This window comes from Streptomyces sp. Act143, from assembly GCF_003143935.1.
GTDB lineage: Bacteria > Actinomycetota > Actinomycetes > Streptomycetales > Streptomycetaceae > Streptomyces.
In genome coordinates, this window is sequence record NZ_QFRX01000001.1 from 5,283,099 (window position 1) to 5,296,418 (window position 13,320).

The following is a 13,320-nucleotide window of genomic DNA, read 5'->3' on the forward strand; positions in this document are numbered from 1 at the left end:
CGCCGTCTCGGCGTCCACCTTCCCCGCGCCCGAGTCACCTGCGCCGACCGCCTCGGCGTCCACCGACTCCGCGCCCAACGCCCCCGCACCCGTCGTACCCGCCCTCTACCCCTGCACCATCACGCACGTGCGCACCGCGCCCCGGCGCTACGCCCTGCGGCACCGCACCTATCTGTGGCTCGTCGACCCCGACCGGCCGCCCCGGCTGCCGCGTCCGCTGCGGGTGCTCGCGCGGTTCGATGCGCGGGACCACTTCACCGGCGAGGCGCCCTCGATCCGGGCCGGACTGGACGCCTTCCTCGCCGGGCACGGCATCCGGCTGGACGGCGGGCGGGTGCTGATGCTGACCCAGGCCCGGGTGTTCGGGTACGTCTTCAACCCGCTCACCCTCTACTGGTGCCACGGCCCCGACGGCCGCCTGCGCTGCGTGGTGGCCGAGGTCCACAACACCTACGGCGGCCGGCACAGCTACCTGCTGCTCCCCGACGCGGCCGGGACCGCCCGCGCCGACAAGCGGTTCTACGTCTCGCCGTTCTTCCCGGTCGACGGCGGCTACCGCATGCGCGTCCCGCCGCCGGACCACCGCCTCGACCTGACCGTGCACCTGGACCGCGAGGGCGGCCGGGCCCTGACCGCGACCGTGCGCGGCACCCGGCGCGCGGCGAGCGGCGCGGCGCTGCTGCGGCTCGCGCTGCGCCACCCCTTCTCGCCGCTCCTCGCCTCCGCCGCCATCCGCTTCCACGGCATACGCCTCTACCTGCGGGGACTGCCTGTCCAGCCCCGCCCCGACGACCACCGCACCCCGGAGAACGTGACATGAGAACAGCAGAGCCCCCCACCGTCCCCCAGGGGCCCGCCGCCGTCGACGCCGACCGCTGGCCGGACGTCGCCGAGGCCCCGCGGGCCTCGCGGCCGCGCGTCGCGGTGACCGAGGCGGTCGTCCGCCGGGCGCTGCGGGACCTGCCGCTGCGGGCCAGGTTCGGCGGGGAGCGCACTCTCGGCCGGGGCGGGCCGCTGCTGGAGGTGCACGATCCCGAGGCGTTCCACGCCCGGATCGGGGCGCACGGTCTGGTCGGCTTCGGCGAGTCGTACATGGCCCGTGAGTGGGACGCCCCCGACCTGGTGGGCGCACTGACGGTGCTCGCCGCGCACGCCGCCGACCTCGTCCCGGCCCCGCTGCAACGGCTGCGCCGCCTGTGGTCGCTGCGCCAGCCGGAGGGCGAGCGCAACACCCCCGACGGCTCCCGCGCCAACATCGGCCGCCACTACGACCTGTCCAACGACCTCTTCGCCCTGTTCCTCGACGACACCCTCACCTACTCCGCCGCGCTCTTCCGGGGCTTCCCGGCGAGCTGGGACCTGCTCCCGGCCGCCCAGCACCGCAAGATCGACCGGCTGCTGGACCTGGCCGCCGTCCGGGAGGGCACCCGGCTGCTGGAGATCGGCACCGGCTGGGGCGAACTGGCCCTGCGCGCGGCGGCCCGCGGCGCCCGGGTCACCTCACTCACCCTCTCCCGTGAGCAGCAGGCCCTCGCGCGTGAACGCGTGCACGCGGCGGGCCTCACCGACCGCGTCTCGATCGAGCTGTGCGACTACCGCGAGGCCCGCGGGGAGTACGACGCCGTCGTCAGCGTGGAGATGATCGAGGCGGTCGGTGCCGAGTTCTGGCCGGTGTACTTCCGCGCCCTGGACGAGCGGCTGGCCCCCGGCGGCCGGGCGGCGCTCCAGGCCATCACCATGCCGCACGAGCGGCTGCTCGCCACCCTCGGCGGCTTCACCTGGATCCACAAGTACGTCTTCCCCGGCGGGCAGATCCCGTCCACGCGGGCCGTCGAGGAGTGCGCCCGCGACCACACCGCGCTGACCGTCGCCCGCCGCGACGCGTACGGCGCGCACTACGCCGAGACGCTGCGGCTGTGGCGGGAGCGGTTCACCGAGCGGGCCGCCGAGGTCGAGGCACTGGGCTTCGACGAGACCTTCCGCCGCCTGTGGACCTTCTACCTCGCCTACTCCGAGGCCGGGTTCCGCTCCGGCTACCTCGACGTCCACCAGTACCTGTTCACCAAGGAGGGCGGCGCCCGATGACCACACTCCACAACGGCCCCCGCACCCGCACCGGCGCCGCCCACCGGCTCGCCGCCCTCGCCGAGACCGCGCTCGGCGGTCCCCTCCCGTTCCGGTTGCGCGCCTGGGACGGCAGCGAGACGGGCCCGGCGCTCGGCGGCCCGGCCGGCAGCGGCCCGGCCGCCAGCGGTCCGGCCGACGGAACGGCCGCCGCACCCGCCGCCCCGGTCGTCGTCGTACGCTCCCGCCGCGCCCTGCGGCGCCTGCTGTGGCAGCCCGGCGAACTGGGCCTCGCGCAGGCCTATGTCACCGGCGAACTCGACATCGAGGGCGATCTCGCACAGGGACTCCGGCTGATGTGGGCCACGGCGCGGGAGCGCGGCCCGGTCCCGCCCCGGCTCACGCCCGCCGACCGGGGCCGCGCCTTCGCCACGGCCGTACGGCTGGGCGTCGTGGGACCGCCGCCCGCGGCCCCCGCCTCCCAGGCCCGGCTGCGCGGCGGCCTGCACACCAAGGCCCGCGACCGGGCCGCCATCAGCCACCACTACGACCTGTCCAACGACTTCTACGGCCTCCTCCTCGACGACACCATGGCCTACTCGTGCGGCTACTGGGCGAGCGAGGACCCCGCGTTCGGCCCGGCCGACGCGCAGCGGGCGAAGCTGGAGCTGATCTGCCGCAAGCTCGCCCTGCGGCCCGGGGCCCGGCTGCTGGACATCGGCTGCGGCTGGGGCTCCCTCACCCTGCACGCGGCGCGGCAGCACGAGGCCCAGGTCACCGCCGTCACCCTGTCCCGGCAGCAGGCGGCGTACGTCCGCGAGCGGGTGCGCGAGCACGGCCTCGACCACCGGGTGGAGGTGGTGTGCCAGGACTACCGGGACATCGAGGGCGGGGCCTACGACGCCGTCTCCACCGTGGAGATGGGCGAGCACGTCGGCGACGCCGAGTACCCGGCCTTCGCCGCCGCCCTGCACCGGCTGGTCCGGCCGTCCGGGCGGGTGCTGGTGCAGCAGATGTCGCGGGGCCGCAACGCCCCCGGCGGCGGGCCGTTCATCGAGGCGTACATCGCCCCCGACATGCACATGCGGCCCCTGGGCGAGACGCTGACGCTCCTGGAGGAGGCGGGACTGGAGGTCCGGCACACCGAGTCGCTGCGCGAGCACTACGTCCGCACGATCGGCGCCTGGCACCGCACCCTGGAGGAGCGCTGGGCGTCGTTCGCCGCGCTGGTGGGCGAGGAGACCGCCCGGGTGTGGCGGCTGTACCTGGTCGGCGGGGCGCTGGCGTTCGAGGAGGGGCGCATGGGCGTCGACCAGATCCTCAGCGTGCGGCCCGGACCGGGCGGCGACAGCGGCATGCCGGGCACCACGCACCAGTGGTACGAGGGGCTGGAGAAGCCGTGAGCGGCTTCCCGTGGGGCGCGTTCGCCGTCAACCTCGGCCTCGCCGCCGCGGCGGCGCTCGCCGTCATGCTCGGCACGTTCGCGCTCGCCCTCCGCCTGGGCGTGCACCGGATCGTGGACGTCGCCTGGGGGATCGGCTTCACGGCGGTGGCCGCCGTCACCCTCGCGGCCTCCGCCGGGCACGGCGACCCGGCCCGCCGGGTCCTGGTCACCGTCCTCACCGCCGTATGGGGGCTGCGGCTCGCCGCGCACATCGCGCGGCGCGGCCGGGGCCACGGCGAGGACTCGCGCTACGAGGCGATGCTGGCCAAGGCCCCCGGCAACCGGAACGCCTACGCCCTGCGGATGGTCTACCTCCTCCAGGGCGGCCTGGTGTGGCTGGTGTCCCTGCCCGTCCAGGCCGCGCAGTACGTGCCCGGCGCCCTGTCCCCGCTCGCCCTCGCCGGTACGGCGCTGTGGGCGGCCGGGCTCTGCTTCGAGGCGGTCGGCGACGCCCAGCTGGCCCGCTTCAAGGCCGACCCCGCCCATCGGGGCCGGATCATGGACCGTGGCCTGTGGGCGTGGACCCGGCACCCCAACTACTTCGGCGACTTCTGTGTCTGGTGGGGCCTGTTCCTGCTGGCCTGCGACGAGCCCGCGGCGGCGGCCGTGTCCCTCGTCTCGCCGGTGGTGATGAGCCTGCTGCTGACGCGGGGCAGCGGCAAGCGCCTGCTGGAACAGCACATGCGCGACCGCCCGGGCTGGGCCGAGTACGCGGCCCGCACCAGCGGCTTCTTCCCCCGCCCGCCCAAGTCGCGGTGAACTGACGGGCGGCGACCCCCCTCCGGCTGCCGGGATCGGCCGACCGGTGCGGTCCGCCGCTCGGGAAACCCACCGGCCGGCCGGGTTTGCCACTCGGGAACCCCGGCCGGCCGGTGCGTTCGCCGCCCGGGAACCGTCGGCCGGCCGCCGGGTTCGCCGCCCGCAAACCGCCGGCCGACAACGGAACCATCCGCGCGGTCCGGCGGTGCCCGCCGGTGCCGCCCGACCGAACAGGAGCGCCACCGTGCGGCGGAACCGCGACGACCAGTTGCCGACGTCCTCGGACCCCAGGACCCCGGGCCCCCTCCCCATGGGCCCGCTCGTGTCCCACCTCCTCCCCGCCCGTCCCCGTGCCGCCGTCCTGCTGCTGCACGGCGGACGGGCGAGCGATCTCACCTCGTCCCGCCCCTGGCACCCGGCGGCGCTGCGCATGCGTCCCTTCCTCCGGGCCGTCGGGGCCGCGCTGCCCCACGAGGACGTCGTCCTCGCCGGGGTGCGCTACCGGCTGCGCGGCTGGAACGGCACCCGGGCCGACCCCGTACCCGACACCCTCGACGCCCTGGACCGGCTCGCCGAACTGGCGGGACCGGTGCCCACGGTGCTGGTCGGTCACTCCATGGGCGGCAGGGCCGCGCTGCACGCCGCCGGTCACCCGCAGGTGCGCGCGGTGCTGGCGCTGGCGCCGTGGTGGCCGCCGGGGGAACCCGTGCGGCAGCTGGCGGGCCGTCACGTCGTCGTCCTGCACGGCGAGCGCGACCGGATCACCTCGCCCGCCGACTCGGCCGCCTGCGTGCGGCGGGCGCGGGCCACGGCCGCCGGTGCGGCGATGGCCGTCGTACGGGACGGCGACCACGCGATGCTGCGCCGCCACCGGTTCTGGCACCGCACCGCCGCCGACGTCGTCGCCCACCTGATCGACCCGGCCGGCCGCCCGGACCCGCTGCCCGCACAGTGCTACGGACCCGGTACCGTCCCGTTGCTCTGAGCACCGCCACCCGAGGGGCGTCCGGGACGGGACGGGACGCCGAAGGGGGCCGAGGCCTTCCGGCCCCGGCCCCCTTCCCGCTCGTCCCCTGTCGCCTTCTAGGCGATCGTCATCAGGCGCTCGGCATCAGCACCGTGTCGATGATGTAGACGTTGGCGTTGGCGGTCTTCACGTTGCCGCAGACCACCTTGGCGGAGTCGTTCACGGTGTAGGACTCGCCGGAGCCGGAGGTGGTCAGCTTCGACTTCTCCAGCGTCTCGAAGGAGCCCTTCTCCAGGTCCTGCGGCGTGAGCTTCTGGCCCACGACGTGGTAGGTGAGGATCTTCGTCAGCTGCGCCTTGTCGTTGAGGACCTTGTCCAGCGTGGCCTTCGGGATCTTGGCGAAGGCGTCGTTGGTCGGCGCGAACACGGTGATGTTCTGGGCGTTGTTGAGGGTGTCGACCAGCCCGGCCTTCTTCACCGCGGAGACCAGCGTGGACAGCGCCGGGTTGTTCGAGGCGGCCGTGGCGACCGGGTCCTGGGCCATGCCGTCGAAGGAGCCGGCGCCGCTCTTGGGCACCGACGCGCAGGCCGGACCGAAGGGCTCGTCCATGCCGGTGCTGCTGTCGGAGCCGGCCATGCTCTCGTCGGAGGCCGGAGCCGACGAGGACGCCTTCGCGGAGCTGTCCGATCCGGCCGAGTCGCTGCCGCTGTCGGAACAGGCGCTCAGGGCGAGCGGCAGGACGGCCGCGGCGGCCAGGGTGACGGCGGTACGGCGGATACGAGTGCTCATGGTCTTTCTCCTTGTTGACATTATTGTCAGTTTTGCCAGTGTTGGCAGTTTTGCCAGTGTTGGCAGTGATGACAGTGTTGGCAGTGGTGACAGTGGTGGCAGTTGGTTGGTGAGGGGGGATCAGTCGACGGTCACGACCACGGAGTGCCATCCGCTGGCGCCGTCGGGGACGGTCCGGGTGCGTTTCTCGGTCTGCACCCGGCCGGTGCGGTCGGTGGCGCGGACGGTCAGGGTGTGACCGCCCTTGCCGGCCTCCCAGGGGAAGGACCACTGGCGCCAGGTGTCACGGCTGTCCTCGGCGGCGAGCCGGGCCTCCTGCCACGGGCCGTCGTCGACCCGCACCTCGACCTTGTCGATGCCGCGATGCTGGGCCCAGGCGACCCCGGCGACCATGACCGTGCCTGCCTTCGGACGGGCGAAGGGCTTGGGGGTGTCGATGCGCGACTGCGTCTTGACGGGCGCCCGCCGCGCCCAGCCGCGCTTGACCCAGTAGGGGTCGTAGGAGTCGAACGTGGTCAGTTCGATGTCCTCGATCCACTTGCAGGCGGACACGAACCCGTAGAGACCGGGCACGACCATGCGGACGGGGAAGCCGTGCGTGAAGGGCAGCGGTTCACCGTTCATGCCGATCGCGAGGAGCGCGTCCCGGCCGTCCATGACGTCCTCGACGGGGGTGCCGAGGGTCATGCCGTCCACCGAGCGGGCCACCAACTGGTCGGCCGGGCCGCCCTTGGAAGGCGGTACGACCCCGCACTCGGCCAGCAGGTCGGCCAGCCGCACGCCGATCCAGCGGGCGTTGCCCGCATAGGACCCGCCGACCTCGTTGGACACGCAGGTCAGCGTGATGTCCCGCTCGATCAGCTCGCGCCGCAGCAGGTCGTCGAAGGTCAGCGTGCGCGGCCTGCTCACCCCCGTGCCGTGGATGCGCAGTTCCCACGTGGTGGCGTTGACCTTCGGCACCACCAGCGCGGTGTCGACCCGGTAGAAGGAGTCGTTCGGGGTGAGGAAGGGGCTGATGCCGGGCAGCCGCAGCCCTGCGCCCCTGGGCACGGCGGGCGCGGGTGAGGCGGGCTTCGGCAGGACGAGCCGGTTGCGGGAGGCGACCGCGTCCCGTCCGCTCGCCCCGTTGAGACCCCGGCCGAGTGCACCGGCCCCGGCGGACGCGGCGGCGGCAGCGGACGCCGCGATCACGAACCGACGGCGGTCCCAGCCCGGCCCGTCGGCGCCGCCCGGCCCGTCGGCGCCGCCCGGTCCGTCGGCGCCGCCCGGCCCATCGGTGTCGCCCGTACCGGCCGGTGCGCCGGCCCGCACGCCGCCCCGCGGGACCGTCAGTCCCACGAGGAGGTACAGCACCACGGCGCCGACGAACGCGCCCACCAGGGAGGGCAGGGCGTCCGCCCATCCGCCGGAGTCGGGCCTGCTGAGCGCCGCCGCCGCGCCGACCACCCCGAACAGCAGAACGCCGGCGGCGCCGCTGCGCCGGAAACGCAGAGCGACGATTCCCAATGCCAGCGCGAAAAGCGCCAGCACCGAGAGAATCCCGAGTTGCAGAACCAATTTGTCGTTCGTGCCGAAATTCCGGATGGCCCAGTCCTTCACGGCGGTGGGCGTATGGTCGATCGCCGCACCCCCCACCGCGATGACCGGACCGGCCTGCGGCCGTACGGCCGCCGACACCAGCTCGGCGACGGCGAGCGCCGCGAAACCCGCGACGACACCGCTCACCGCGCCGGCCACCGGCCGGACCCGGTCGCGGGAGGTGCGTGTTTCCTTCTTGTCGTCCGTCACGTGGGGAATCCGATTCCGGATGGGCGGCGGATTGGTGGCTCACACGATCGGAGGGACTTTTTTTCCGGACCAATCCGCCGCCTATTCGGCTACGTATCAAGGGGTTGGGCAAATGCGCGGGGCGGGGAACACGGGAAAGATGGGAAACGCGAAAAACCGCCCGGCATCGAGGCCGGGCGGTTTTTCGTGTGGGGCGAGTCCGCCGCTGCGGGGCGGGACCCCCGCGCTCAGGCGGGGAACGACAACAGGGCCACCGGGGAGGAGGTGGGCTGCTCACTGCCGCCGGCCGGTTCGACCGTGACCCCCATGCCCGAGGCACCGTCGACGGCACCGCGCAGCAGGACGGCCTGGTCGGTCCGGTCCGGGTCCATCAGTCCGGCCGAGCGCATGCCCCCGTCGTCGTCGAACCACAGCTGGTAGACCTTGCCGCGGGCGGGATGCGGCATCCCCGCGACGACGAACACGGCCTTGTCCTGGCTGCGGGAGACCACGACCGTGCCGGTGGACCCGTCGCCGAGCGCGGCGGCGCGCGTTTTGGCGTCCGGTGCGGCCAGCACGGCGGCGATCCCGTCCGTCGCCTGCTGCGCCTGGCGTGCCTCGCGGGTGGCGTCCTCGGCCCGCTGGTGCTGCCAGACCGCCGTGCCGCCGAACGTGGCGGCGGCCGCGAGGCAGGCGGCCAGCGCCCACCGGGACAGCGTGCGGCCGCGCAGCCGGACCCGGCCCGGTCGTGCCGGGTCCGGCGCGTCCGGAGGCTGCTGCCGGACGGTGCCGATCCGGCGCAGCACCTGTTCCCGCATGGCGCCCGGGGGCGTCACCGAGGCGGCCAGGCCCAGCCGGGCGGCGGTGGCGGACAGTTCCGCGGCCTCCTGGGCGCACGCCTCACAGCCCTCGAGGTGCCGTTCGAACACGGCGGTCTCCTCGTCGGACAGCGCGTGCAGCGCGTAGGCGCCGGTCAGCCGGTGCAGATCGGTGGTCGTCACGCGGTCACCCCCAAGCAGTCGCGCATCCGGATGAGTCCGTCCCGCAGCCGGGTCTTCACGGTCCCCAGCGGAAGCGACAGCGCCTCCGCGACCTGGCGGTAGGTGAGCCCGCGGTAGTAGGCGAGGGTGACGGCCTGGCGCTGGATCTCGGTCAGGGTGCGCAGACAGCGCCGCACCTGCTCGCGCTCCAGCCGGGCCTCGACCTGCTCGGTCACCTCGTCGAACTCGGGCGTGCGGTCCAGCAGGGCCGCCTTGTGGTCCCGGGCCGCCGCGGCCTCCACCGAGCGCACCCGGTCGATGGCCCGCCGGTGCGACAGCGTCAGGATCCAGTTGATGGCCGTGCCGCGGTCCGGCCGGTAGCGGGGAGCGGTCCGCCACACCTCCACCAGCACCTCCTGGGCGACCTCCTCGGACTGTGCCTGGTCCCGCAGCACGGCCCGGACGACTCCGAGAACGGGGCCCGCGACGGCGTCGTACACGGCGGCGAACGCTTCCTCGTCGCCCAGCGCCACCCGGCCCACCAGTTCTTGAAGACCTGGCTCCGACGACGGGTTCGGGCCGATATGCACGGCTTCTTTCACAGGGGGGCCTCCGTGGTCAGGACATCTACGGACGTAATCCGAGCCAGCGGCACGAGCGGATTGGTCCCCGTCGTGCCGAAACCGCAGGCGGTCGATGGTGCGCCGCGGTGTCGCACGACGCCTCCGCGCCCACCGTCCGACCCATCCCACCCTTCGGCCCGGCCGGTCGGCGTGGTTGCACCCGCGTGCGCCGCCCGAACGGGTGCCTGGGCCGGGCCGTGCGAGTGTTTCGCGGGACGCGGGTACTCGCCCGGCGGCCCGGCGGCAAGGGATGGCCGGGCAGGTGCTGACGGACGACGACGCGGAGGCCGTATGAGGGCGCAGCGCCGGGACGCCGCACCGCCGCGGCCGGACGGGGAGCGGGGCCGCGGGGAGTGGCTCGCCGACACCGTCGACGCGCGGCTGCCGGTCACGGACGGCGCCGGCCGGCTGCTGCGCAAGGCGTTCCCGCACCACTGGTCGTTCTTCCTCGGCGAGCTCGCGCTCTACAGCCTGGTCGTGCTGGTGCTGACCGGCGTGTGGCTCACGCTGTTCTTCAAGCCCGAGATGCGCGAGGTGGTCTACGACGGCCGGTACGTGCCGTTGCGGGGTGTGCGCATGTCGGCGGCGTTCGAGTCCACCCTGAACATCAGCTTCGACGTGCGCGGCGGGCTCCTGATCCGGCAGATCCACCACTGGGCGGCGCTGGTGTTCGTCGCGGCGATCGGCGCGCACCTGCTGCGGATCTTCTTCACGGGAGCCTTCCGCAGGCCGCGCGAGCTGAACTGGGTCATCGGCGTCACCCTGTTCCTGCTCTCCCTCGCCGAGGGCTTCGCGGGCTACTCGCTCCCCGACGACCTGCTCTCCGGGACGGGGCTGCGGATCGCGCAGGGCATCATGCTGTCCATCCCGGTCGTCGGGACGTACCTGGGCATGTTCGCGTTCGGGGCCCAGTTCCCCGGCGAGGACCTCGTCCCCAGGCTCTACGGCCTGCACATCCTGCTGCTCCCCGGGGTGCTGATCGCCCTGGTCACCGTGCACCTCATCCTGGTCTTCCACCTGAAGCACACCCAGTGGCGAGGACCGGGCCGCACCCACCGCAACGTCGTCGGCAAGCCCCTCTTCCCGCACTTCGCGGCCACCTCGGCGGGTCTGAGCGTCATCGTCCTCGGCGTGCTGAGCCTGCTGGGCGGGCTCGCGCAGATCAACCCGGTGTGGACGTACGGACCTTACCGTCCCGACCAGGCGTCCACCGGCTCCCAGCCCGACTGGTATGTCGGCTTCCTGGAGGGCGCGCTGCGGCTCGTACCTCCGTGGGAGACGGCCGTCGCCGGTCACACGATCATGTGGAACGTGCTGCTCCCGGCCGTGGTGCTGCCCGCGCTGCTGTTCCTCGTCCTGTACGCGTACCCGTTCGTGGAGCAGCGGCTGACGGGCGAGCGGCACGAGGAGCACCACCTGTGCGACCGGCCGCGCGAACGCCCCGTCCGCACCGGCCTCGGCGTCGCCGGGCTCACCTGCTACGGCGTGCTGCTGCTGGCCGGCGGCAACGACGTGGTGGCGCAGACCTTCCGGATCTCGCTGAACACCCTCACCTGGGTCCTGCGCGTCGCACTCGTCGTGGCGCCCGTGCTCGCCTTCATGCTGACCCGGCGGCTGTGCCACGCCCTGCTGGCGTCGGAGCGGGAGCGCCTGGAGGAGGGTGTGGGCACGGGCGAGGTGCGGCAGACGGTCGAGGGCGGTTACGAGAGCGGCCGCCGGCCGGTCGAGGAGTTCCGCCCCGGGGCTCCCCGCAGGCCCGTCAGCCCTCCTGCTGATCAGCGCCCCGACGGGCGTACTGGAACACCAGCCCCAGCACCCCCCGCGCCAGCACGCCGACCCCGATGAGGAACAGCCACAGCCCGTAGACCACGCCGGTCGCGGCGACGGCGAACCCGAGCGCGGTGACCACGGGCCACGGGCTCTCGTCCGGGAAGAACTCCAACGGCCCCGCCCCGTCCGCCACTTCGGCGTCGGTACGGTCCTGGGGGCGCCGCCCCTTGCGCCGGTACTGCACCGCGCAGAAGAACGACACGAGCGCGGCCATGGCGAAGGCGACGACCAGCGCCGCCGTGCCGGCCGGGTCGGCCGACCAGAGGCCGTACAGCACGGCCGTACCGCCGAAGAAGACGGCGACCCCGCCGAAGAGCAGCGCCTCGACCTTCACCCCGCCGCCTCCTCACGCGTGCGCTTCGTGACGTCCGGGTGCCGCAGGTCGAAGGCGGGGGACTCGGACCGCACCCGCGGCAGGGCCACGAAGTTGTGGCGGGGCGGCGGGCAGCCCGTCGCCCATTCCAGGGAGCGCCCGAACCCCCAGGGGTCCTCCTCCTCGACCCGCTGCCCGTGCCGGGCGGTGTGCCAGACGTTGTACAGGAACGGCAGGGTCGACACCCCGAGCAGCAGCGCGCCCGCCGAGGAGAGGGTGTTGAGGAGGGTGAACCCGTCGGCGGGGAGGTAGTCGGCGTACCGGCGGGGCATGCCCTCCTCGCCGAGCCAGTGCTGGACCAGGAACGTCAGCTGGAACGCCGGGAACAGCAGCCAGAAGTGAAGCTTGCCCAGCCGCTCGTCGAGCATCTTCCCGGTGAACTTGGGCCACCAGAAGTAGAACCCGGCGAACATCGCGAACACCACGGTCCCGAACAGCACGTAGTGCAGGTGGGCGACGATGAAGTACGAGTCGGTGACGTGGAAGTCGAGCGGCGGGGACGCGATGAGCACCCCGCTCAACCCGCCGAGCAGGAACGACATCAGGAACCCCAGGGCCCACAGCATGGGTGTCTCGAAGGACAGCGAGCCGTGGCGCATGGTGCCGATCCAGGCGAAGAACTTGATGCCGGTGGGCACCGCGATCAGGAACGACATCAGGGAGAAGAACGGAAGCAGCACCGCGCCGGTGGCGAACATGTGGTGCGCCCACACGACCGCGGAGAGCATGGTGATCGCGATGGTCGCGCCGATCAGCGAGACGTAGCCGAAGATCGGTTTCCGGGAGAAGACAGGGATGATCTCCGAGATGATCCCGAAGAACGGCAGCGCCACGATGTAGACCTCGGGGTGCCCGAAGAACCAGAACAGGTGCTGCCAGAGGATCGCCCCGCCGTTCGCCGGGTCGAAGACGTGCGCCCCGAACTTCCGGTCCGCCTCCAGGGCGAGCAGCGCCGCGGTGAGCACGGGGAACGCGGGCAGCACCAGGATCGAGGTGAAGAGCACGTTCCAGGTGAAGATCGGCATCCGGAACATGGTCATGCCCGGCGCCCGCAGGCACAGGATCGTGGCGATGAAGTTGACCGCGCCGAGCGTGGTGGACACCCCGGTCACCACCAGGCCCATCACCCACAGATCACCGCCCGCGCCGGGGGAGTGGTAGGCGCTGTTCAGCGGGGCGTACGCGAACCAGCCGAACGCGGCGGCACCGCCGGGCACCACGAAGCCGGACACCACCATCAGTCCGCCGAAGAGGTACATCCAGTACGACAGCGCGTTGAGCCGCGGGAACGCCACGTCCGGGGCGCCGATCTGCAGCGGCATCACCGCGTTCGCGAAGCCGGCGAACATCGGCGTCGCGAACAGCAGCATCATGATCGTGCCGTGGATGGTGAAGAGCTGGTTGTACGTGTGCTCGTTCATGAACTGAAGCCCCGGACGGGCGAGTTCGGAACGCATGGCCAGGGCCAGCAGCCCCGCGAAGAGGAAGAAGCAGAACGCCGTGACCATGTACAGGCGACCGATCACCTTGTGATCGGTCGTGCTCGCCCAGCGCAGCAGAACCCGCCCCAGCGAGAAGCCGGCCGGCTCGGACCGCCGAGGGGCGTCGCGGGTTTCGGTGGCTCGGGTCATCGCCCTCCTCTGGACCGTCCCGCGAGTGCCCTGCGGACCGCCGGGGAAACCGCCGGGCGGCCACGCCCCTGACGCTCGGCGGCGACGCTACC

12 protein-coding genes are annotated in these 13,320 nt (G+C 73.2%); 6 read left to right on the top strand and 6 right to left on the bottom strand.

Annotated features, from left to right (window positions below; all coding sequences use genetic code 11):
• Nucleotides 1–118: 118 nt before the first annotated feature.
• The 5 genes from DI272_RS23910 (at nt 119) to DI272_RS23930 (ending at nt 5,252) form a co-directional block, all read left to right on the top strand.
• Nucleotides 119–820: a DUF1365 domain-containing protein gene (locus tag DI272_RS23910; protein WP_109501003.1), complete on the top strand. Its 702-nt coding sequence runs from the start codon at nt 119–121 to the stop codon at nt 818–820.
• The gene (locus tag DI272_RS23915) at nt 817–2,085 is read left to right on the top strand and encodes a class I SAM-dependent methyltransferase (RefSeq protein WP_109497334.1); all 1,269 of its coding nucleotides are present in this window, start codon (nt 817–819) and stop codon (nt 2,083–2,085) included. The genes DI272_RS23910 and DI272_RS23915 overlap by 4 nt, the downstream gene beginning before the upstream one ends.
• Nucleotides 2,082–3,467 (top strand): cyclopropane-fatty-acyl-phospholipid synthase family protein, encoded by a 1,386-nt coding sequence (locus DI272_RS23920; RefSeq protein ID WP_109497335.1) that lies wholly within the window; start codon nt 2,082–2,084, stop codon nt 3,465–3,467. Before DI272_RS23915 ends, DI272_RS23920 begins: the two co-directional genes overlap by 4 nt.
• Nucleotides 3,464–4,267, top strand: coding sequence for a DUF1295 domain-containing protein (locus tag DI272_RS23925; RefSeq protein ID WP_109497336.1), 804 nt, complete (start codon nt 3,464–3,466; stop codon nt 4,265–4,267). Before DI272_RS23920 ends, DI272_RS23925 begins: the two co-directional genes overlap by 4 nt.
• Before the next feature lie 310 nt (nt 4,268–4,577).
• Complete coding sequence (locus tag DI272_RS23930; protein ID WP_109497337.1) at nt 4,578–5,252, top strand: alpha/beta hydrolase; 675 nt, start codon at nt 4,578–4,580, stop codon at nt 5,250–5,252.
• 112 nt (nt 5,253–5,364) lie between these two features.
• Here DI272_RS23930 and DI272_RS23935 read toward each other — a convergent pair whose 3' ends face one another.
• The 4 genes from DI272_RS23935 to DI272_RS23950 all read right to left on the bottom strand — a co-directional run bounded on the left by DI272_RS23935 (nt 5,365) and on the right by DI272_RS23950 (nt 9,373).
• A complete protein-coding gene (locus DI272_RS23935) occupies nt 5,365–6,024 on the bottom strand; it encodes a fasciclin domain-containing protein (protein WP_109497338.1) in 660 nt (219 codons plus the stop codon).
• Between the two features lie 120 nt (nt 6,025–6,144).
• Nucleotides 6,145–7,812: a molybdopterin-dependent oxidoreductase gene (locus tag DI272_RS23940; protein ID WP_109497339.1), complete on the bottom strand. Its 1,668-nt coding sequence runs from the start codon at nt 7,810–7,812 to the stop codon at nt 6,145–6,147.
• A 227-nt stretch (nt 7,813–8,039) separates the two neighbouring features.
• The gene (locus DI272_RS23945; protein ID WP_109497340.1) at nt 8,040–8,792 is read right to left on the bottom strand and encodes an anti-sigma factor domain-containing protein; all 753 of its coding nucleotides are present in this window, start codon (nt 8,790–8,792) and stop codon (nt 8,040–8,042) included.
• Nucleotides 8,789–9,373 (bottom strand): sigma-70 family RNA polymerase sigma factor, encoded by a 585-nt coding sequence (locus tag DI272_RS23950; RefSeq protein ID WP_109497341.1) that lies wholly within the window; start codon nt 9,371–9,373, stop codon nt 8,789–8,791. Before DI272_RS23950 ends, DI272_RS23945 begins: the two co-directional genes overlap by 4 nt.
• 312 nt (nt 9,374–9,685) lie before the next feature.
• Between DI272_RS23950 and DI272_RS23955 the strand changes: the two genes are divergently transcribed.
• Nucleotides 9,686–11,239 carry a ubiquinol-cytochrome c reductase cytochrome b subunit gene (locus DI272_RS23955; RefSeq protein ID WP_109497342.1) on the top strand — a complete coding sequence of 518 codons (1,554 nt, stop codon included), beginning with the start codon at nt 9,686–9,688 and terminating at the stop codon, nt 11,237–11,239.
• Here the strand turns inward: DI272_RS23955 and DI272_RS23960 are convergent.
• Both DI272_RS23960 and ctaD read right to left on the bottom strand, forming a co-directional pair.
• On the bottom strand, nt 11,154–11,558 hold the full coding sequence (locus DI272_RS23960) for a cytochrome c oxidase subunit 4 (protein ID WP_109497343.1): 405 nt from the start codon (nt 11,556–11,558) through the stop codon (nt 11,154–11,156). The two genes, DI272_RS23955 and DI272_RS23960, sit on opposite strands and share 86 nt — an antisense overlap.
• Nucleotides 11,555–13,228 (bottom strand): cytochrome c oxidase subunit I, encoded by a 1,674-nt coding sequence (ctaD, locus tag DI272_RS23965; RefSeq protein WP_109497344.1) that lies wholly within the window; start codon nt 13,226–13,228, stop codon nt 11,555–11,557. Before ctaD ends, DI272_RS23960 begins: the two co-directional genes overlap by 4 nt.
• Between the last annotated feature and the right edge of the window lie 92 nt (nt 13,229–13,320).